Below are 21,346 nucleotides of genomic sequence, written 5' to 3' on the forward strand. Positions count from 1 at the left end.
ACACCCTGCGGCATCAGCGGCGTACTCGTGGTCGAGGATGGAGTGGGTGACGGAGTCGCTCCATCGGCCGCCGCGTTGGACGTGCTCGCGGATGTAGCCCTCCTCGATGAGCCCTGCGCGCTGCATGGTGCGGGCGGAGGCGGTGTTGTGGGGGGAGCGGGCTCCCCAGACCCGGTGGAGTCCGAGGTCTTCAAAGGCGCAGGCCAGCAGCAGCCGTACGGTCTCGGTGCCGTATCCGTTGCCCCAGACGTCCGGGTTGAGGGCGAAGCCGAAGGTCGCGGCCCGGGGCTGGTGGGGGTCCAGGGCGAGGCGGCCGACCCGATCAGCCGCCCGTCTCCGGTGTCGGCGACGGCCAGGGCGTACTCCTGGCGGGGGTCTGCGGCCGCGCCGAGGCGATCGACCGGGCGACGATCCCCTCGACGTCCTGGCGGGTGCGCGGGTCGAAGCTCATGTGCTCGGTCGCGCGGGGATCGCCGTAGATCGCGAACATGTCCTCGACGTCGTCGGGACGGAGCTCACGCAGGTGGAGGCGCTGGCTGTGGCGGCTGATCGGGTACATGGCAGGACTCTACGGTCAGCGCGGCAGGGCGGTGGCCGGGGGAGTGGCCGGAGCGTACTGGGTGATCTCCTCACGGAGTTCGCGGGCGAGGTGCGACGTGCGGGCCGGACTGTGTCCCAGGGCGCGGTGAACGCGCTGGGCGGAGACGACGATGCCGCGGTTGCGCTGCGCGGGCGGCAGATCGAGGACCGGCCGCAGAGCGTCGACGGTTCCGTCGAGTTCGTCGTCGTGCAGCCGGACCACCGCGAGATTGCAGCGTGCCCCGGCCTCGTCGCCGAACGCCCAGTACGGCGCATCCGGATCGCTGAACGCGGCGACCGCCTGCTCGGCAGCCGCCCCGGTCGCCGTACCGGTGGCTCCCTGGCCGAGCAGGACCTGCGTCTCGACCCGGTAGTACAGCTCCTTCTGCGGCGGGAAGGTCAGCAGCCCGCCGAGCTCGTTCAGATCGTCCGGCTCGACCGCCTCGCGCCGGCGGGCGGCCTGCTCGACCGCGGCAGCCGCCCCGGCCGCGTCACCCAGGAGCGCGGCGGCGCGCGCCTCCAGCGAGGGGAGCCAGACGCTGACCGTGCCATGGACCTGCTGATACTCAGCAGCACCCCGGCGGGCGTGGGACAGGGCGTCCTCGCCCCGCCCGGACCAGTACGAGATGAGGCTCTTCAGCCCGTGGACGAGGGCGCTCAGGGCGGGGTGTTCGGCCTGTTCGGCGCTGACCCCGGCGGCGCGGGCGTGCATCATCGCCGAGCTCTCGTCGCCGAGGTCGTGGCACGCCTTGGCCATGTGCCAGGACAGCAGCGTGGCCATCACGTGGAGCTGCCGCATCTGCGAAGGCCGGGCCCGGCCTCCCTCGATCAGGCGGAAGGCATCGCTCTGCGCCGCCGCCAGATCGTCGAACAGCGTCGGGAGCGGCACCCGCGGGTACTGCTCGGTGATACGGCGGACCTCGTCCTGGAGGTATCCGAGGGTCTCGTCGCCCAGTTGTCCCTGCTCAGCACCCAAAGCGAAGTCCCGTGCTCGTCGTGCGGCCATGGCAGCCCCTCTTCTCATCTCGTGGAGATCGGCGCCCTCAAGGTCGAGACCACCGCCTCGTGACGCGACAGCGGCCACACCGGCCGGAGCCCATAACCGCTCCAGGCTGTGCCCGAACCAGGCCACCAGGACCCGGCGGGCATCGCGGTTGGGCAGCCGCTGGTGGGCCATGCCGACGAAGGCACCCGCGTTGCGAGCCCGACGGGCCAGCTGCGGCCCGTCCTCGTCCGGTGCGGGTGGCGCGAAGTTGAGCGGCAGACCCACCGCGAGGATGTGCCGGGACGGACCCGCCTCGGTGCGCGGCGCGTGAAGCTCGGCCCCCAGCAGCGTGGTGAACGCGGGAGTACGCAGGCCGCTCCAGGCAGCATCTCCCGGACCGTCCCTGCGCTCCCGCTCACCACCTACGTCGTCACATACAAGCTGGCCGGCAACACCGGCGCGGCGCCCGTGGTCAAGACGGGAGAGGTCAGGGTCAACGGCGCACTCATCGACGACCTCACCTTCGACACCACCGGCCGCGGCCCCCGCGACATGGGCTGGGAACAGCGCACCGCGTACTTCACCACGGTGCTCGATACCTCGGCGACGCTGACTCTCACCAGCACCACGACCGGCCTCCATGGCCCCGCCGTCGACGACGTCACGATCCGGAGCTGCCTGCTGGTGCTCTGCCTGCACAAGGGCACGCAGCTGAGTCCTCACTCGAGGTGACCGGCTGAGGCACCATCAACACCCCGCTCCCGCCGCTGCCCTCCTCCCGGGCACCCGGCGGTGTGGGCCGCGACACCCGCAGGCCGTCGCCGGCAGCGGTCTGCACCCGTGTCTACCCCGCCGGCTGGTCCTGGACGAGCTCGGTGCCCGCGGCGAGTTGGACTGGTCCCGGTGCGCGATTGACTCGGTGAACATGCGGGCCCTGAAAGGGGGACCTTACGGGTGGGGGAACGGCGGATGTCCACCGCGGCACTGGTGGTTGCGGCGCCGTGCTGTGCGTGTCGCCCCGGCGTCATCTGACGTATCTAGCGTGTGCACTATGCGACGAGCTTGCTGCCCGCGTGCATTGGCCGGAACGGGATCGACGGCAGTTCTCGCCGCCCTTGTGACGGCAGAGGTGGCGATCCCTGTCACGCCCGCCGTTGGCGCGGACTCCGTCGAACTCCCCGCTCTGTCGGCCTCTGTGGCGCCGGGCGCCGAGCGCGTGGCCGTGTCCGCCCGGAGTGCCGAGGCGGAGCTGCGGACGGTTCGGGCTCCGCTGACCAAGGGCGTGGACAGGCTGGGCGGACGACTTCGCCCAGCAGGTGCGTCCGAAGTGCAGGGCGGACCAGAGGCCCTGTGCGCCGATGTCACCCAGGGGCTGTACGGGGCACTGCACACGCTGGTCCCGGCGGTACTCACCGATCTGGAGTACGTCGAGAGCACCCGCACCGACGCCGTCGATCGGATCCGGTCTCACGGTCGGAAGACGGACGAGGCACTTCACTGCGTCGGTGGGCAGGTGAGACGCTGAGTGGAGGAGATCGACTTTCCGCCGGACGTCCGGACGATGCTCTGGATCCTGCTGGGTGAGATGCCCCTGCAGGCCAGGGAGAATCTGGCGTGGGAAAGTCGTGAGCTCTACCTGGCCCTTCAGAGGGGCCTGATGGATCTGCGCGCGGCCTCGCGCGAGACGATCCAGATGGTGGAGGCGGCGTTGCCGCCCGAGGTGGCGCGTCCGTACATCGAGAGTGTGCGGATGCTCACCGACGAACCGGGCGGCACCGACCCCGTCCAGCAGCTGCTGTTCCAGCTCGACGAACTGGCCAACGGCCAGGTGGACTACTCGCAGAAGATCCAGGCGTCCAAGTGGGAGATCATCGCCGAGATCATCATGCTGATCGCCGAACTGGCGATCCTGGCGGCGCTGATCGCGTTCACCGGCGGCGCTTCGGTCTCGCAGATGTTCCTCGCGCGGGCCCGGAGCAAGCTCGCGATCCTCATCATCATCGACCGCCTGCTGCGGATGTCGCCCATCGGGTCGCCCCTGGGACAGGCGATCCATGAGGCCATCGTGGCGCTGGGGATCCGGCTGGCGCAGATCGGGTTGAACACCGGGGGCCGGAAGCCCGGGGGAGTGGACTGGAAGGACGTCGGTGTCGCGGCGGCCTTCGGCGCGCTCACCGGTGGCTTCATGGAGATCTTCGACAAGTTCCTGAAGCCCATCAAGAACATCTTCAAGGACCTCCTCGGGGACGTCTTCGGCAAATTCAAGATCGACCCCAACAGTCTGCTGTTCAAGGGGCTGGTGAACGGCCCTCCCACGGTCGTCACCGCCTTCGTCGTCGGGGGCGCCGCCGAGAGCACCGCCGAAGTCATCATCAACGGCGCCTTCTACGACAAGTGGGAATTCAAGTGGGAGACGTTCGTCGGCTCCGGCACCAGCACCGTGTTCGACATGGGTGCCGGGCTGGCCATCGGAGCGGGCGCCTTCTCCATCTACAACAACTACTTCAACAACAACCGGTTCACCGACATCAACGAACTGCCCGGCCCTGACAACCGCTTGGGAGGCGGTTCGGGGTCCGGTAAGCCGGATGTGGGCCCGGATGTCAAGGGCCCGTCGACGGTGAAGAGCAACCTGTTCACCCCGGATCCCGCGGTGCCTTTCCCGAACACCGTCTCGACCGAACTCCCGAGCGGGATTGGCAGCGGTCTCAGCATCCCGCCGCCCACGTACACGCCCCCACCGCCGTCCGCGCTGAACATCCTGCCCACCGGTGGCCGCGATGTACTGTCCGGACCCTTCGACCTCACCACCCGGGACTCGAACAGCCCGAACGGCGCGAACAACCTGGGCGGCTACGGCTTCAACAGCGGCAATGGCTTCAACGGCAGCAACAGCTTCAGCGACCCGAGCGGGCCACCGGCCCCCTACGTGCCGCCGTCCACCTCGTCGGCCTTCACCCCGTCCACGCCGCCGCCCGGGCGGGCCTCCGGGCCGTCGGCCGTCTCGAACGCCGTCCTCACGACTCCGGAGCTCACGCCGCAGGACCTCATCGACGGCCTCACGCCGGACACGCCTTCGAACGTGCCACGATCGACAAGTGACCTCCTCCAGGGGCTCACCACGCCGAAGGGCTCCGCCACCGCACCGGACTCGAACACCCCGGGCGGTATGGACGCCACGCACGTGGATACCGACCCGGGCGACGCATCGTTCGGCCAGGACGGGACACGGGACGTCCCTCACGACACCACCGGGCAGGACCTGCCCGGGCAAGGACAGCCCGCCCGGAACACCGGCGCCCCGCCGGGCACGGAACACGGCACACATCAGCAGGTGAACGGCGCCCCACCGGCAACCGACGCCGAATCCGACACCGTCACAGCGCCGACGCCCCTGGGCACCTCGGCCGGCTCGAACACGACAGCACCCGCATCCGCCCCCGGAACTCACAACGCATCGCCCGGTACGCCGGGAAGCCAGTCACAGCAGTCCTCCCGGACCGCCCTGACAGACGGGACCGATGCGACAGGCCTGACAGACGACCAGCAGGCCGACCGAAACGGTCAGGAGTACCTGTCTGACGGTACGGACCAGTCGCTCACCCCGGCACCCCGTGACACGAACACGACCACGAACACGACCGTGCCCGAAGGCGACCCGGCGCCCCCGACAGGGCTGCGTACCTCCTCCGAAGCACCGCAACCGGACGCGGCACCGCTGAGCGGCGAAGCCCCTGCCGAGCACACCGGCACGGACGCCGAAACAGGCGCGGACGCGCTCACCGGGCCGACGCCGGAGCACTCCCTGCCCATCGCCGATCCGGTGCGCCCCGAGCAACGGCGGGCCGGGACCCACGACGTACCGGCGGTGCCGACAGCGGCGCCGGAAGCACCGGCCGTGTCGCCGGACACCTCGTCGGCCGAGGCGTCCGACGGCCGGTCCGCTACGCCGTCGAGCTTCCCCGGCATGTCCTCACCTTCGTCTTCCCCGCCCCTTTCCTCTTCCTCGCCGACCGCTCTGGCGACTTCTTCGTCCTTGCCCGCTCCGGGGGCAGGGCCCCAGCAGGGGGACCTGCCCGGACTCTCCGGCCCGGATGCCGACCTGGCCCCGGACGGGGCCGAGGCGGTAGGGGCGACCGGCCCCGTCTCAGGGACCGCCGCCGACGCCGCCCCCGGGTCGCCCGCCTGGGAGGCGGCGCGCGCCGGGGTGGAACCGGTGCTGCGCTCGCACACCTGGGTCGACCCGGTGTCGACGCCACCGGATCCGCAACAGCAGGGTCGGACAACTCAGTTCGTGGTGAGGTCGAAGTTCGAAGTACGCCGCTTCGGGGTGGGCGGCGACCATGTCACCGACCTCACCGTCGAGGTCGGTGTCGGCAGCCCGGACCGGATGCCCGACGGCGTCTGGGCGAAGGTGCTCAGCGGCGTCGATACCGCGATCAACGCACCGGGTCACCGGCTGCCGAACGGTGACCTCCTGCATGTGACGGTGGTGCGCGTCGAGAGCGACCCGCACCACAACGGGCTCAACGTCGAATTCGTCGGCCGCGACCAGCAGATGACCCGGTCCGCCTGGTGGGCGGATGCCGACCCCGTCGACTATGCGCACGAGATCACGCACATGCTCGGCCTCCGCGACGAGTCCCGGCACGCGGTCGCACCTCGACGCCCGGACGTGGAGGGGAGCCTCCTGGGGGACTACCGGCGCCCGGCCCCCGAGGGGCTGGCCCAGGGCGGGCTGCGCGGCCGCCATCTGCAGCTGATCAGCACACTCGTCGGGGACCTCTCGCCCACACCCACCAGGACGCCCAGATCCGCATCCGCGCGCACGACCGCGACGGCAACCGTGTCCGCGACGGCGACTGTGGCCTCCCCGCCGCCCGTCGGCCGTCCGGCCACCACCAGCGGTGCCCCTGGTGCCGAGCCGTACGCGCCCGTGCTCCCCAGCACCCGGCCCCCCGTGCTGGACCGGGACCTGCCCCGGCCGCTCGGCGGGCGGCGGGACCGGACCGGCTTCGGTGACGGCTCCCGGATGCCCGCGTACATCGACGACGTGCAGGAGCTCGTGCAGGACGCCCCTCCGGAGGTCCTCCTCGAACTGGTCTCCGGCGGCATGACCTTCGGGCACAGCGACGTCGTGCTGCGCGGCACCGGCGAGGCGCTGGCCGAGATCGGCCGGCTGCTGTCCACAGGGTCCGACGGGGTGCGGCCCGAGCAGCCGAACAAAGGCCGCCCGGCCGGTTCGAAGCTGATGGCCGACGTCACGTACGCCTTCACCCAGGAGCCCAAGACACTGGCCGGGGACGGGCGCGTCTTCCCGTACACGGCGCAGGACGGCAGTGCGCGGAAGCTGTCGGTCGTCGCGCGCCACTACGGCGACTGGGAACAGTTCACCGACACCTACGGCAGCCCCGTGAAGGTGGACGGGATGCACCGCTCGGTCTTCACCGCCGGGCAGAGCAAGACCATGCAGTCGGCGTTCCAGATCGCGCTCGGCGGGCCCATCGGGCCCGTGGGCGCGGCCGCATTCAGCGGTTTCGGCCGACTCGGTCTGCGGCTCGGTTTCACCGACCGGGTGGGATACGGACAGACCGAACAGGGGACGAGCCAGACGGAGACCCGCGCGCTCGACGGCTCGCGGGTGTATCTGGACCACGTCTACTACGACCTGCGGGTCACCGATGCGGACGGAAGGATCGTGACCGGTCCCGAGCCCGCGGTCTTCGGGTTCGCGGTGAGGGACGGGCTGTCCGTACGGCTGCCGGACAGCGTGATGAGTGCGACCGCCGCCCCCGGGCGCATCCCCCGCTCCATGGAGCTCGGCCGGCAGTCGGCCTACCGGCTGGTCCGGACGGAGGGGTTCGGCCCCGTCTCCCGGATGCGGGACTGGGCGGCCCAGGAGATCGGCGTGGCACCGGGCAGTACCGCCTACGGTGAACTGAACTCCTTCTTCTCCTCGTTGAGCTTCCAGCGGCAGAGCCCCGCACTGTCCAGGGGGCGGGTCACCACCGTGCCTCTCTTCGCCGACGACAGGACCCGTACGCCGCTGGGCGTCTTCGTGGTCGATGTGGTGCCGGGCCGGGCGACGCTGATCACGGAGACGCCCGACGCGGAGATGCGCGACATCAACACCCTGGCCGTACGCAACGACCGGAGTGTCCAGAAGACGGCGGCCTTCGGAATCGACGGCGTCGCGGGCCCGGCCTTCAACTTCTTCGACCTGGGGAACGGCGCCCTCAATCTCCGGCTCCAGTTCGGCGCGGCGTTCCGATACCTCTTCTCCGTGTCGCGCACCGCCGGCCTCGGCGGTTCCGGGGCGATCAAGACGGCCGGCCAGGTCAAGGGCGATGCGACGGGTCTCTACCTGGTCCGGAAGACGGTGTACGTCCAGCGCAGCGGCAGCGGCTCCCGGCCGCAGCAGTTCCACACCTGGAGCGTGGACCGGATGACCCGCACGGAGGCGCGTCGGCTGGCGGGCTGGGACGACGGCCTGCGGCGTGCGCTGCGCGCGGGAGCACCAGAACCGTTCGCCCCCGCTTACCTGACCCCGGACAGGCCGCCCACCCTGGGCATGCACCGGGTGGAGGAGTTCGCCTTCGGCGACGGTACGAAGACCGGGCCGACCGGAGCCACGGGACGGGAGCGCACCTTCCTGGACACCCTCGCCGACGAGGTGCTGACGGCTCTCGCGGCGGCCTATCCCGGGCTGGTCGCACGGCTCGACCAGCTGGCGCCGCCGGAGCACAGGACCTGGCGGGAGCGGGCGAACGCAGTTCTGGGCCCGCCCGATCCGTCCGCCGGCGCACGCCCCGCGCCGACGACGCGGTGGAAGAACGACGACGAGTACCGCACGGCCCTCGCCAACACCCTGGAGGTCCTCAGCGCCCTGTCGTACCGGAGCATGGCGGGAAACCTGGAGGCGCTGACCACGACCGGCATCCGGATCCGGTTCAACGAGCCGGGCCGGATCGGACAGGGCCACCGCTACATCTGGCTGCACGGGGAGCTGACCAACCGCCGTTTCGAGGGCGTGCAGGACGACTTCAAGCTGCGCTACAGCTCGGTCGGTGTGGAGCGGGTGGACGGCCAGAAGAGCGCCAAGCGCATCGGGGAGGCGGGCGTCGAGGGGCTGATCGCCTTCCGTGACCCCCTGACGGACGACATCGGCGCACCGAACAACGCGGGCGGGCCGAGCGCCGGCGTGCGCTGGGGTTGGCAGGCCGACGAGGAGACCAACTTCGGCGCGACGGCCACGTACGAGCCGATGACGGTGAGTGCCGGTCCGTCGCACCTCTACCGCTACGACCTCTCGATCACCGTGGACCGCGGCGGGTACTGGCGGTTCCGGGGCCTGCTGCGCGGAACAGCGACGCTGGGGCTGCTCGGCACCCAGCCGTTCGTCTTCCGGCAACCGCAGGACCTGCTCATCGGTACGGCCCCCGGCGGCCGTCAGGTGGGCGGCGGGCCCCGGACCGGGCAGGTGCTCATCAGCATCCCTGGCACGCACGCGCCAGCCGTGGACCCGCACCGCCGGGCTGCTGCCAACCCCTACGCGAGCGTCGCCCTCCAGCCGGTACGCACCCTGCGGCCCGCCCGGGCGCGGGCACTCGCCCTCGGCGACCTGTCCAGGCCGGGCAGCCTGGTGCGCGCCTCCGACCTGGTGGGGAACCCGGGCCCGGTGACACCAAACGGCCGGGGCTCGCAGATGTTCCGGGACCTGCAGAACCATCCGTTCCTGACCATCGGCGTGATGCCCTCACCGGCCCTGGTCTCGGCACTCGAGCAGGCCATGGCCGCCGGGTCAGGTGGCGCTTGGCAGCTCACCGAGGAGGGCGCGCCGACACGCGAGGCCGTACTCCGTGCCTTCCAGCCGCAGTACCTGACGGCCAACTTCGACCAGAGCTCCGGGCCGCTGGGCTGGAGTGCCTCAGGGCTGATGGGGAAGGGCCCGTACGCCACGCTCTGGGCCACCTTCCGGCATCTGACGGCGGTGGACGGCATCCAGGCGCTGACCGGGTCGGTGCCGATGGACACGGAAATGGTGCTGGGCGGCACCGGCCAGACGGCGGGTAAGCTGACGAAGACCCGCACATTCTTCGTCGGCGGGCAGCTCATCTACGCGCGCTCCCACGCGGCAGGGCCCGGACTGCTCGGCACCTACGGCCTGGTCGCCAGCCCCTGGTCGACGGCGGACCAGTCGAGCAGGACCGTGACCCGCTCCTTCGTCCACGACATGAACCGCAAGGGCTTCGGCCACCAGGTCCTCGTGTCGGGGACCGCCGAGCACTGGCTGGCCCTGACGGCGAGCCTGCTCGGCTCCGGTGCCGCGGGCAGGCCGCTCGTTCCCGACTGGATCGCCGCGGCGGCCGGGCGGATGACTACCGTGCCCGGCGGCTGGCTGGCCCATGTGCCGGAGAAGAGCGCCCACCTCGTTGGGCTGATCGACGACGGCATGGGCGAGGTGCCGCGCTACACCCGCCACAGCTGGTCCCCGCAACCGTGGCTGCGGGACGACCACTTCGGTACGTACGCCGTCAACGCGCTGGACCCGACCGCGGCGCTCGCCGCCTTCGAACAGCAGGTGGCCGTGCTCGGGCTGGACGACGCCGCCCGGGAGCGCGTCCGCACCCTGGTCTCGTCCCGGGTCCTGCGATCCCTGGACAAGGAGACCACGGGCGGTGGCTCCTCGGTCCCGGCCCGCACCGGAGCGTGGGGCTGGCACAGCGTCCGGATCGGCAAGCGGCAGATCCGGATCAGGGTCCAGCTCGAACCCGGTACGCCGACGTTCGAGATGCTGGACCACAGCGTGGAGATGGAGGAGAACCGACGGGCCATCGAGACGGTCACCGAAGGTGCCGAGTCCACGAAGGGTGCCGACTTCGGCTACCTCGTCGGGGAGGCCGTCCACACGGAGAACCCCACGGGGGCCGTGGCGGCGGGACCGACGTTCACGGAGACCGGCTCCGACCGGAAGTCCAGCGGCGAGAGCCGTACGGAATCCACCCTGACCGTGTTCCGGGCGGCCTCGACGGAACCGTACGCGGAGATCGCCACGCCCTACACGCTCCGGATATCGCTCGAGGCGGACGACCCGGCACCGGGGCGACGGGGGCCCGTACGCACCGGGTTCGACCGGTTCCGCGGCAAGCAGGTCATCAGCGTGGCGCACTCCGCCGGGATCCTGCGCGAGCACGTCCCGCTGAGCCTGATGGCCCCCGACGGGGAGCCGGACGCCGATCTGCTGCCGCCCCCGGACCTGACCGGTCTCGCCGCACCGAGGCAGGGCGTCCCGCCGTACGTGCTGGGGCCCGACACCGTGCACGGTGACGGCACCCTCAAGCCGTTCCGTTTCCCCGCCACCGGCTTCGACGTGCGCCGGATCGTCGGCCTCGCGGACATCCAGGTGGCGAACACCTACGCGCTGGCCCTGTCGTACGACGCGGGGTTCTCCGTGGACGGACCTGATGCCGCACGCCGGGCCAGGGACACCGGGCTGACCCGGCTGGGCTCCGGCTCGGCCCAGGCGCTGGAGGACGGGACCGGTAACGCCGCGCTCACGGCCTACTACCACCGTGCGGTGACGCCTCAGGGTTACGGCGTCCCCGGGCTGACCGAGAAGAACATCGTCAGCACCGAGAGCGCTCAGCTCGAGCTGTACGCCAAGCCCGACTTCAGCCGCGCCCGTCTGCTGACCGTCGCCGACGGCCAGAAGATGGAGATGCTCCGGCGGACCGGCGCCGGCGCGGCGTCGTCCGTGGGACGGGAGACCGTCCAGGACTCCGCGCTCGGGGCGGGCGTGCTGATCAGCTCCGACAAGACGGGCATGCACCAGATGGGCGGGTCGGGCACCGGGCCGTACGCCGCTGAAGGCGACACCCTGCCCACCTCGGCGGACCAGCTGACCTCCATCAACACGAAACCCAAGACGGGCCGGGTGTTCCTGTTCGCCGTTCCCACCTCGTGGCTGAGCGTCGCCGATGTGCGTCGGGGCATCAAGGACACCCGAGTCGGACGCTTCGTCGGAGGCACCTTCGGCCATGTCAGGCCCGGCCCGAAGGCGGTCGGCTCGGAGGCGTACGCCCTGACCTGGGTCAGGGACGATGTCGCCAGGGAACTCGGCCTGATCGACGACACGAACTTCCCCGCCCGGGTGGGTGCCGCGTGGGACGCGGTGGGCGAGGCGAGCAAGGCGTGGGTCGACGCCGACAAGGCGTACTGGAAGAAGCGCCGTTCGGCGATCGGCCGGAGGGAGGAGCGGGACGCGGCGCGGATCGCGCTCGACGACGCGGAGACCGCCGCCGGGGCGGCCCGCCGAAGGCTGGCCCAGTCGTACGACGTGGCCGAGGCGGCCCACAACGCCGTGGAGGCCGCGGAGGAACGCATGGACCGGATACGGAGCGCCGGTCAGCAGTCGATACGCGAGGCCCTCGAAGCCGCCGAGGCCTCGGACACCGGTGAGGCCGCCCACGATGGTTGGGCGGAGCTGGCACGCGAGGAGATGGCGGAGGCGCGTGCGGCCCTGGCGGCCGCCGAACGGACCTCCCGGGAACGGCTTTCGCCCACCGAGGTCCACATCGCCGCCCTGCGGGAGCGTAAGGCGGCGGCCGACCGGCGGGTGAACACGGCCGAAAGGGCGCTTGCCACCGCGGACCGCCGGGTCGGGGCGGCCACCCGGCGGCACGACGCCGCCGTCACCGCCTTCGGTAACCGGCGCACGCTGCTCGGCACACTGAGGACGACGGCGGAGGACGCCGCGGCCGAGTACCACCGGGTGAGGGCGGGGACGGACCAGCTCACCCGGTGGCACCAGGAAGCGGCCACCGGCGAGGGCCGGAAGCGCCTGGAGGGCAGGACCGAGCCCCCGGCCGTCACATACCTGAAGCCCGCGGTGCCGGCGCCCCCGGTGCCGCCCGCGCTCCCGGCGTACACGAGGACCGGCACCGGTCCGGACGCCCGGCTGACCTCGCCCGACGAGGTCACGTACGCCCTGCACGAGGTGCCGGAGGACGGGGACGCCTTCCTGCACGCGCTGGTGGAGGGGCTGAGCAGGAGCGCGCCCGGCCTGCTCACCGAACAGGGGGTGGACCTCGGCGACCGGCGTGCGGCGGCCGACGCGGTGCTGCGGATGCTCACCGCCAGGCTCATGGACCCCTCGGACGCGGACCTGCTCGAAGCCGTCGCCCCCGATGCCATGGATGCCTTCAGCGACGCCGAAGTCACCGGGGCGGGGTTGCGGGGGGCCGGGCCGCTGGCGGCGGACACTCCCGGAGGCCGCGAGTTCGACGGGCTGGGCGGACTGATGCCGCACTCCGTGACCCCGGACCCGGCGGCCCGGGCCGCGCTGGCCGTCGCCCAGCTGATGCGCCCGGGGAACACGGAGGGCGAGGCGGGCTGGAACCACGGTGCGGCCGACCTGCTGCCGGTGCTGGCCGCCCGGACGTTCGGGGTGGACATCACCGTCGTGGACGACGCGGGGCGCTTCCAGGACTTCGGCCCGGGACCGTCCGATCCCACGGGCCACCTGGCGGGGGCCCTGGGCCTGCCGCCCGGCGGCCCGCGGCCGCACGTGGTGCTCAGCCTGGCAGACCGCCATTACCGACTGGCGGTACGGGAGGGGGCGGTGACGGACGCGAAACCGGAGCCGAAGGCCGGGGGCAAGACGGAGGCCGGCACTCAGCCGGAGCCGAAGGTCCAGGACAAGACGGAGGCCAGGACTCAGCCGGAGCCGAAGCCGGTGCAGCCCTCGTCTGCCCTGCCTCCGGACGGTGCGGCCAGGGGGCGGCCCGTTCGGGTTCCGGTCACCGGGGAGTGTCTCTTCCACTCACTCATCGCGAGCGACCCCGGATACGTACGCAGCCGGCTGCCCGCTCTGGCGGAGTCTGACCCCGCCGTGTACGCCTGGCTCGGCGACGCCGACGCCGTACGCGGGGGGCTCAGCGGCAGAGCGGTCGTCCAGTCCACCACCGGGCACTACCCGGGCGGCCCGGAGACCGCCGTCGTGAGCGCGATGCGCAAGGCCGTCGAGGCCCATGTGACCGGGAGCGGAGGCCGTCTGCCCCGATCCGTCATCGGGCAGTTGCGCCTGTCGACGACGGCGGAGTTCGGGGCCCGGATCGCGGGACTGCACCGGGCGGGGCTCGTCTCGCTGCTCGCGCACCACGGTGTGGACGCGGACATGCTGATCGACCGCTCGGAGGCGGGACTGCGCGCGGAGTTGGCCGTTCTGTACCCGACGAGCGCGGCTCCACTGGACGACGCGGAGATGCGTACGGTCATGCGCGCTGTCGCCCGCTGGGAGGAGGATTACATCACCGACGTGGGCGAGATCTTCCTGCCCCTGCTCGCCCACACCTTCGGGGCCCGGGTCGAGGTGGCCTGGGACGGTCGTCTGGCCGACACCCGCCGGGCCGGCCCCAGCGGCGCATCCCGTGTGATCGAGGTGCACTACAACGGCGTGGACCACTACAACGGCAGCAGCGCCGAAGCGCATGACCTGCTCGTCTACGGCGACAGCGTGGCCCCCAAGCGCGTCAAGCCCGAGGAGCATGACGGTGAGGGCGACGTACGGGTGAATCCGCTGTGGATCCCCCTGGACGATGTCGATCCCGATCTGCTGGTCACGGCGAACCCGGACACCGTGTGGATCTACACGGTGACCGAGGACGGACAGATCCTGCTGGGCAGCGAGCAGCCGAGCGGGATCATCACGCCGGAGCAGTTCGACGCACTGCTCGCTGGCATGCGGAGCGTGGCTCCGGACCTGACGGCGGACGGACTGCGGAAGGACCTGGACGGGCTGGGGCACACGGGCATCGCGGCCCGGTTCGGGGAGTCCGGACGGTCGGAGCCCGGGATGAGCCGGGGGTCCGGCGAGGTCCGGTGGAGCCCGGAGCTGAAGCGGTGGACGGTAAACGACAAGTTGAGCCGCTACAGGAGCGAATCCGTCCGGCCCGGCCTCGGCCTGGACGTCGCGGCGGGCCGGCTGCGGGAGGTGGCGGAGCTCTTGACGGAACGGCTCGGCGTGCGGGTCGTGCCCGAACAGACCAAGACCGCTACGGCGGCGCCGTCCGATCAGCCTCCCGCCCCCGTCCTTCCACCGCCGGCAGTGCCGTTGAAGGGGATGGTGTCGGTCGCGGAACTCGAAGCGATCGGCATGACGCTGTCGTTGGCGCAGTCCACACAGGCGGCGCTCCTACGCGACAAACTGCCCGTGGAGGAAATGGGGCTGACGCCCGAGCAGCACAGGCTCATCCGGGTGCAACGGGGAGAGCCCGACACCTCGGCGCCCACGCGGCTGCTGCTCGACTCGCCGGAACCCTCGTCCCCGGGAGCAGCGCCGACTCCCTCGACATGATCATGGACTGGGAGGACGGCGACGAGGACAGCCGGTCCGCCGAGCCGGACCGCCACCGGGATCCTGGAGGACCTCTACGGCCCCGGGATCGGCCAGGCCCCGCTCTGTCCGGCACTGCGCGAGACACTGGTGCGGCTGGACGCGCTGCGCCGGGCCGTGACCGGATCGCCTCTGCGTGAGGCTCCGCCTCCTGGCCGTCCGCGCCCCGCTGGGGCTGGGCCGCGGCGAGGATGCGCGGAGTTGCGGTCAGGTAGAGCCGGAAGTCGGCGGGGATCCGGGTGTTGCGTCTTCACATACCCTGGACACGGTAGCGAGATACGCGCCGACCCACATCCGCATCGACTTCCCGGTCCGTGATGCCCCTGAGCCCACGGTTTCGGCCCGTTCCTACCTCAGATTGACGTCGACCTGGTCCGGCCGGTCCTTGGGCGCGTACGAGGAGCGTGCCGAGATCTTCCCCGTCCGGTGGGGGCAGGATGTGGGCGTCGATGTCGGTGAAGCCGTGGCGCTTGAGGAGGTCCGCCCACGTCTGGGGGGTGTACTGCCAGCGCAGCACGGTCAGTTCGCTCTCCCTGCCTTCGAGCCACTTGCCGTGCATCGGCTGCGGTCCGTAGGCGCCGGGGGAGGGTTCGGCCTGGCTGAAGGCGAAGATGCCGCCGGGTGTGAGGTTCTGGGCGACGAGCGGGAAGAGGAGTTCGGGGTCGGTGAACCACGCCGCGCCCCACACGGAGTAGACCGCGTCGAAGGGGGCCGTGTTGGAGGTGAGGTAGTCGCCGGCCTCGGCGTGGACGAACTCCAGGCCGGGGGTGTCCTTCCACCACCGGCTGGCGCGGTCGACCTGGGCAGCGGAAAGGTCCACGCCGGTCGTGGCGACACCCTGGCGGGCCAGGAACACCGCTTCCCTGCCCTCCGCTGGCCCCAGGTCCAGGGCACGGCGAGGGCGCCCCAGCACCTCGGCTCCGGGCCCGTGGCCGGGGTACTGGGTCCACTCGAACCGGCCAACCTCCGGGGCGGGCTGCTCACCCGCTCCCCGGTAGGGCTTGTAGGTGTCCCAGTACTGGGCCGGGGTGCGGGGCTCGGGTGGAATGACGTTCCTCTGGGGGCGGGGGCGGCCTTCGAGCTGGCCACCGTACCCGCGCCGCTCCACTGCCCACCGGCGAACGCCCCCGCCTCACCCCCAGGGGTGCACACGCCGGGCCCCGGCCGGCCGTTGCGGCTCAGTGGCAGTTCTCCCCGGGCCGGCAGGGGCCGCACTTGCCGTAGTCCGCCTCCCACAGCTTCCAGTCGACCTCGAAACCGTTGTCGGCGATGATCTGCGCCGTCCGCTCGACGCTGCCGTCGTACTTGAAGTCGATCTCCGGGATGTGTTCCAGGAACCTGGCGTCGAAGTGCCGGTGGCAGAACTCGCGGTAGTTCTGCGTGTCCAGGATGAAGGTGTGCACCGCGATGTCGACGGTGCGGCCGCAGCACATCTCCAGGCCCTGGCCCCACTTGTCGATGGCCGTGATCAGGTAGGAGACGGCGGCGTGGAAGAGCCGCGTCGCCATCACCTCGTCGAAGGGGTAGTCGCGCATGAGGAGCTGGACCTCCCGGGCCCAGACCTCGGGTCCACGTAGTCCCGCGGGTCACGGACCCTGGGTTCGGCGGCTGGCGCCATACTCTCCTCCCGTGTGTGAGGCGTCACGTCGCCCTCGGAAGATCATTACGGGACAGGACTTAGCGAAATGGTCTGGAGAAGGCGGAAGACGGGGCCGCCCGCTGATGCCTTCGGTCGCGGCGACCTTCGTGATCTCGACGGCCGGTAGGGCCGTCCGTCGATCGTCGGGTCGTGCGGTGGCCCCCGCACCCCGGCCGACCGGGGTGAGGGAGCTTGTCGGCCGGGTGTCAGATCGCTTCTGCGGCCTTCCGGAGCGCGGCGACGCTGGCGGGCATGTCGTGGCTCAGGCGGACCCGCCGGTGAGGCAGCGCCGCCAGGCGCGCCGATACCTCGTCGCGGGCGCTGCGCCTACCGCCTCCATCGACGCCCTGCGCCAGCTCGAAGATGTCGGGGTACCGGTCCTCTGTGGCGCCCGACATGAAGTCGTCCTCTCGGAGCCCGAGCGCATGGTCGCCGTCGACGATGTCGGGCGAACTGTCCGCCTCGACCCGGGGGAAGAGGAGTCCGGCCGCACGGCCGCCCGTGGCGAGCTCGACGCCGAACAACGGCGTGAACTGGTCCGGGAACACCTGGACCTTCCGCTCCCGCCGCTTGCTGTCCTCCCAGAGAGGTGTGAAGTCACCGGCGAGGAGGGCCTCCGTCACGCTGTTGTGCTGCGTTGGATGGAAGGCCCCGCCCTCCTGCAGGTGGCCGCGCGCCGCCGCCCCCCAGCCGAGGGAGTCGACCAGGCCGAGACCGAGAGCAGCGGCCGACGGCCACGGCACCACCTCGACGTACCGCTCCCCGGTCGGCCGGACCAGCACCCTGTCGTTCGCGAGGAGCTGCCATCCGGCCGATGCGAGCAGGAGCGCGGTCGTCGTCTTGCCCGCCCCCTTGCCGCCGAACGAGAGGAGCGTTGCCCCGTCCTTTGGGCGTACGACGGCCGACGCGTGCAGGACCGCCCATCCGTCCCGCAGCAGCTGCCCCCGTACCACCTCGCGGGCCAGGCGCGCGGCGGCCAACGCCAGCTCCATCACGCCGACGCCGGACAGCTCAAGGCGACCGGTGGACGCGGTGTAGCGGTACGCGATCGCCTCGTCCGGCGATGCCGCGATGATGTCCTCGCCGTCCCTTGCGACGAGCATCCGGTGCCGCGCGTACTCCACCTCTTCGGCATGCCGGCCGTCGTGGACCTGGAGGGTGAGCGCCGCGTGCTCGGTGGGGTCGACGGCCGCGACGACGACCGGGCCAGCGCACACCGACGAGGCTTCGACAGCGGACGCGGCCCACCACGGGCCGAAGTATCGCCGTGTCCAGTCCGTCACCTCGGTCCGGTTGCTCAGGACGGTGACGGCCGCCGAAGCGGCCTGAAGGCGGGTAGCGCTGATCATGCTGGGATCCTCTCGGTAGGTGCAGGGAGATGGGTGTAGGCGTCTCGGAGGCTGCTCGCGGCGGAGTCCAGAGAGAGACGCTCGTAGCGGGTGAGCGGCGGACAGCACGGGGCCGGTACGCCGCCGGTGAACGCGATCGGGATGCCGAGCCACACGTCCCCGTACGGCACGGACAGCTCCTCGATGCCGTCGACCAGGCCAAGGGCTTTGCGGAGTGTGGAGACGACGGCACCGGCCGGGCCGCACCGCGTACGGCCGATCCCCGCCCGGATCAGCGCCGGGCGCTCCTGGAGCCCTTCCACGACCGCACGGGCCCGGCCCTCGACCGGCAGCCCGTCGACGGTCGTCGACGACAGGCAGGGAACGGCCCGGTCGCCGTGCTCCCCGATCACGTGGCCGCGCACCCGTTCCGGGGAGACCCGGGCGTACCGGGCGAGGAGTAGCCGGTACCGGGCGGAGTCGAGATTCGACCCGATCCCGTAGACCCGGGCGCACCCCGACACCTCGGCGAACCGTCGGGCCATCAGATCCACGGGGTTCGTGACGACGAGAACGCTGCCCTCGTATCCGCGCAGCTCCCGCGCCAAGGTGCCGAGAGCGGGCGCGTTCGCCGTGGCCCCGCCGCGGCGGATGTCCTGGACAGCGCTGTTCGTGAAGTCGGTGCGCAAGGCCACCACCACGGCGTCGCACCCGCGGAGGTCCGAAACCTCACCGGCCTCGACCCGGGTGCGCGACCGTACGGACAGCGCCATGTCCTCCAGGTCGGCGACCAGGGCGCGTGTCTGCTCTGCCCGCCTCGACACTACGACGAGCCGCCCCGGCAGCGCCGCGGACACCAGCCCGGCCGCCAGGACCTGCCCGACCGCACCCGCGCCGACGACCCGACCACCGGCCCGCTCACCGCAGGTCCAACGCGCTGTGCTCGACCTCGTGGAAGACCGCGTCCAGCAGACTCAGCCCGGAGGCCGATCCCACCAGGAGACCGCTCACCCGCTCAACGACGGCCGCGATGCGATGCGCCTCCGCCACAAGCGCCAGCTGGTTGCTCGTCAGCGGCAGGTCTGCCGGCGCACTCAGGCAGGTGCTCAGGATGTTCACCGTGTCCATCAGCCACAGGACCATCACCTCGCGGAGCCGCGCGGCCCGGTCGGTCCGGTCGCCGCGGCTCACGCTCTGGGAGTGCTGGCTCAGCACCGACACCACGCCCTCCGTGATCTGCCGCTCCGCGCGCAGCTCGTGATGGCAGAAGCCGAGGAGCAGCGCCCGACCGAAGAGTTTCGCCACGTCCGGCTCCGGCCCGGCCGCCCACTGGAGCGCCGGGTCGATGAACGTCAGCCGGTGGCCTGAGAGATAGACGTGCTCCGGCTTCAGATCGCCGAACACCGCCGTCCGCTGCCGGGGCCGGATCGCGCTGGTGAGCCGCAGCAGTCGGCGGACTGCGTTCCCGAGCAGGTCGACGACCGCCAGGCGCTCATCGCCCACGAGCCTGCCCCGCCCCAGCCTCGCGATGTACCGGACGGCGGCCGGTCCCCTGAACTTCCGGGAGAACACGTCGACGACGCTGCGCTCATTGATGGGCCAGGCCTGCCGGAGATACCGCGCCCCCTGCTCGCCGTGCAGCTCCCGCAGGGACAGCAGCACCGAGTCGAGTAAGGGCGCCGTGTCCCACGGCCGGACAGCCAGCTCCTCCGCGACCGTTGACCCCGCCACCGCCCGCGTGAAGAGGACGCCCCGGCGGAACCCCGCCGTTTCACAGACCCGCGGGCGGCCGAGCTGCTGCAGAAACTCCAGGTGCTGCAGCTCCCGCCGCGTCACCAGATCGACGGACTTCACATACGGTTCCAGCGCCTCCTGCACGTCCGCCCAGGCCCCCCGCGCACCGCGCAGAATCGACACGAGCGACGAACTCAACCAGGAATACTTCGCGTACAACTCCTGCCCTTCGACCAGGACTTGACAGACGTACGACGTCACTCCGGGGCACTGCGGGCCGAGGACCGCACCGCGGCCGGGCCACAGGTCCTCTGCCGCCTGGGCGATAGCCCGACGACTCGCCTCGAACAGTACGGGCGCGGGCACCGCCGTCTCCCCGCTCGTGGTCAGCGTCATCAACGACTCCTTCTAGATATCGGCCGCGCGCACGGCGCAGCCGGGTTAGGCCGAGTTCTGGGAGATGCCGAGACAGATCGCGGTGAGCAGCGAGGCCAGCGCCACCCAGTACAGGACCTGTGCGGTGCGCTCACTCATCGGGGCTTGTCCTCCTGGCCGAGCTCGGCCCACACCCGCTTGCCCCACGGCAAGGGCTCGACGCCCCACCGGCCACCGCTCAGCGTCGCCACGATGTCCAGGCCCCGCCCGGACTCCTGACCGTCACCAGCCGGGCGCACTGCCAGCCGGTCGCGCGACAGGTCCACCACGGCGACCCGGACCCGCCCCTCCCCGAGCCGCATCGCGGACACCCGGACAGAATCCCGCCGCGCGTGCAGCACAGCGTTCGTCAGCAGCTCGCTCACGATCAGCTCGGCATCGCCCTGCACACCGCTCAGCCCCCACACGTCCAGGGCCAGGCGCACCAGGCGCCGCGCACTGCGCACGGAAGCGGCGGCCCTCGGCAGCGTCTCGGTGTACGCGGGCATCGGGCCCGCTCCGGTCTCGACCATCACGAGCGCTCCGATCCGGCTGCATGAGCGTTGGCGGACGGCCGGGGGCGAGAACGCCCCGGGCGCGGCCACTGGCATCAGCGTGTCAAGCACCGGGGCCGCCCTCGGCGTCCCCCGCACCGGTCCCCTGCTTCACCAGAGCGGCGAGCAGGTCCGGGTCACACAGCAGTCCGGGGCCGTCCAGGGGCACCACCCACCACGGGCGGCCAGCACGCTCCGGCATCACCACCTGCGGTGCAGGAACCTCCAGCAGCGCCCTTCGGTGATGCGGCAGCGACCCGTTCACCGACCACACCAGCGCGACAGACGCCGGGACCAGCGCCGTGTATGCGCCCTCCCTGCCGAATCCCTCGTCGCTGTAGAAGACCGGTCCGCCGACATCAACCAGGGGCGCACAGCCGATCGGACTGTCCGTGCCGAGCGCAGCATGAACCACGCCGGCACGTACGACCACGGCACCGAACAGGACGCCCGGCCTCAGCCACGCCGAGCCGGACTCCTCCCAGGTGGCTCGCGTCTCTTGGAGGGACGGCGCCGCCCCCAACAGCCAGTGCCCGCCCGCGAGCTGCTGCTCGCGCCCGAGTTGGACGGTCACGCCAGCCAGTTGGGCGGGTGGCGGGTTTCTGCTGGGTGGCCGGGTGGCTGGGTGGCGCGCGGAGGCGGTCCGGGTGGGTGTGCTGGCGGGGTTCGGGGTTTTGGGGCTCCCCGGCCATTGCGTGGGTGGCGAAGACGACCGTGAGG

General features: G+C 71.6%; 11 protein-coding genes and 2 pseudogenes. 4 read left to right on the top strand and 9 right to left on the bottom strand.

Translation table 11 applies throughout. The features are described 5' to 3' along the window. Positions 1-15: 15 nt before the first annotated feature. Both JS521_RS02985 and JS521_RS02990 read right to left on the bottom strand, forming a co-directional pair. Positions 16-559: pseudogene (locus tag JS521_RS02985) on the bottom strand (GNAT family N-acetyltransferase); the annotation flags it as partial. Between the two features lie 15 nt (positions 560-574). Beyond that, a complete protein-coding gene (locus JS521_RS02990; protein WP_239486729.1) occupies positions 575-1,849 on the bottom strand; it encodes a hypothetical protein in 1,275 nt (424 codons plus the stop codon). Positions 1,850-1,858: 9 nt separating this feature from the next. On the opposite strand from JS521_RS02990, the gene JS521_RS02995 reads away from it, so the two are divergent. The 4 genes and pseudogenes from JS521_RS02995 to JS521_RS03010 all read left to right on the top strand — a co-directional run bounded on the left by JS521_RS02995 (position 1,859) and on the right by JS521_RS03010 (position 14,918). Further along, on the top strand, positions 1,859-2,296 hold the full coding sequence (locus JS521_RS02995; RefSeq protein ID WP_205081129.1) for a DUF642 domain-containing protein: 438 nt from the start codon (positions 1,859-1,861) through the stop codon (positions 2,294-2,296). Between the two features lie 121 nt (positions 2,297-2,417). Further along, a pseudogene (locus tag JS521_RS03000) lies at positions 2,418-2,507 on the top strand (IS5/IS1182 family transposase); the annotation flags it as partial. Between the two features lie 186 nt (positions 2,508-2,693). Then, complete coding sequence (locus JS521_RS03005; protein ID WP_205081130.1) at positions 2,694-3,089, top strand: hypothetical protein; 396 nt, start codon at positions 2,694-2,696, stop codon at positions 3,087-3,089. Beyond that, positions 3,090-14,918 (top strand): hypothetical protein, encoded by an 11,829-nt coding sequence (locus JS521_RS03010; protein WP_205081131.1) that lies wholly within the window; start codon positions 3,090-3,092, stop codon positions 14,916-14,918. Between the two features lie 289 nt (positions 14,919-15,207). Here the strand turns inward: JS521_RS03010 and JS521_RS03015 are convergent, their stop codons facing one another. The 7 genes from JS521_RS03015 to JS521_RS03045 form a co-directional block, all read right to left on the bottom strand. Beyond that, the gene (locus JS521_RS03015) at positions 15,208-16,065 is read right to left on the bottom strand and encodes a class I SAM-dependent methyltransferase (protein WP_307847754.1); all 858 of its coding nucleotides are present in this window, start codon (positions 16,063-16,065) and stop codon (positions 15,208-15,210) included. A 70-nt stretch (positions 16,066-16,135) separates the two neighbouring features. Continuing rightward, positions 16,136-16,492 (bottom strand): glycine-rich domain-containing protein, encoded by a 357-nt coding sequence (locus tag JS521_RS03020; protein WP_239486716.1) that lies wholly within the window; start codon positions 16,490-16,492, stop codon positions 16,136-16,138. A 310-nt stretch (positions 16,493-16,802) separates the two neighbouring features. After that, entirely contained in the window at positions 16,803-17,945 is a 1,143-nt protein-coding gene (locus JS521_RS03025; protein WP_205081132.1) for a phosphoenolpyruvate carboxykinase (ATP), read from the bottom strand. Beyond that, the gene (locus tag JS521_RS03030; protein ID WP_372448547.1) at positions 17,942-18,781 is read right to left on the bottom strand and encodes a Rossmann-fold NAD(P)-binding domain-containing protein; all 840 of its coding nucleotides are present in this window, start codon (positions 18,779-18,781) and stop codon (positions 17,942-17,944) included. Before JS521_RS03030 ends, JS521_RS03025 begins: the two co-directional genes overlap by 4 nt. A 61-nt stretch (positions 18,782-18,842) precedes the next feature. Beyond that, positions 18,843-20,054 (bottom strand): hypothetical protein, encoded by a 1,212-nt coding sequence (locus JS521_RS03035; RefSeq protein WP_205081133.1) that lies wholly within the window; start codon positions 20,052-20,054, stop codon positions 18,843-18,845. Between the two features lie 134 nt (positions 20,055-20,188). Then, the gene (locus tag JS521_RS03040) at positions 20,189-20,605 is read right to left on the bottom strand and encodes an ATP-binding protein (protein WP_205081134.1); all 417 of its coding nucleotides are present in this window, start codon (positions 20,603-20,605) and stop codon (positions 20,189-20,191) included. 85 nt (positions 20,606-20,690) lie between these two features. Further along, positions 20,691-21,200 (bottom strand): hypothetical protein, encoded by a 510-nt coding sequence (locus tag JS521_RS03045; protein WP_205081135.1) that lies wholly within the window; start codon positions 21,198-21,200, stop codon positions 20,691-20,693. Positions 21,201-21,346 lie beyond the last annotated feature (146 nt).

The organism is Streptomyces durocortorensis (genome assembly GCF_016901035.1).
GTDB lineage: Bacteria > Actinomycetota > Actinomycetes > Streptomycetales > Streptomycetaceae > Streptomyces > Streptomyces durocortorensis.

Coding starts and splice junctions, on each gene's coding strand:
- JS521_RS03025 (WP_205081132.1), bottom strand. CDS start 17,945: ATGATCAGCGCTACCCGCCTTCAGGCCGCTTCGGCGGCCGTCACCGTC.
- JS521_RS03035 (WP_205081133.1), bottom strand. CDS start 20,054: ATGACGCTGACCACGAGCGGGGAGACGGCGGTGCCCGCGCCCGTACTG.
- JS521_RS03020 (WP_239486716.1), bottom strand. CDS start 16,492: ATGCGCGACTACCCCTTCGACGAGGTGATGGCGACGCGGCTCTTCCAC.
- JS521_RS03040 (WP_205081134.1), bottom strand. CDS start 20,605: ATGGTCGAGACCGGAGCGGGCCCGATGCCCGCGTACACCGAGACGCTG.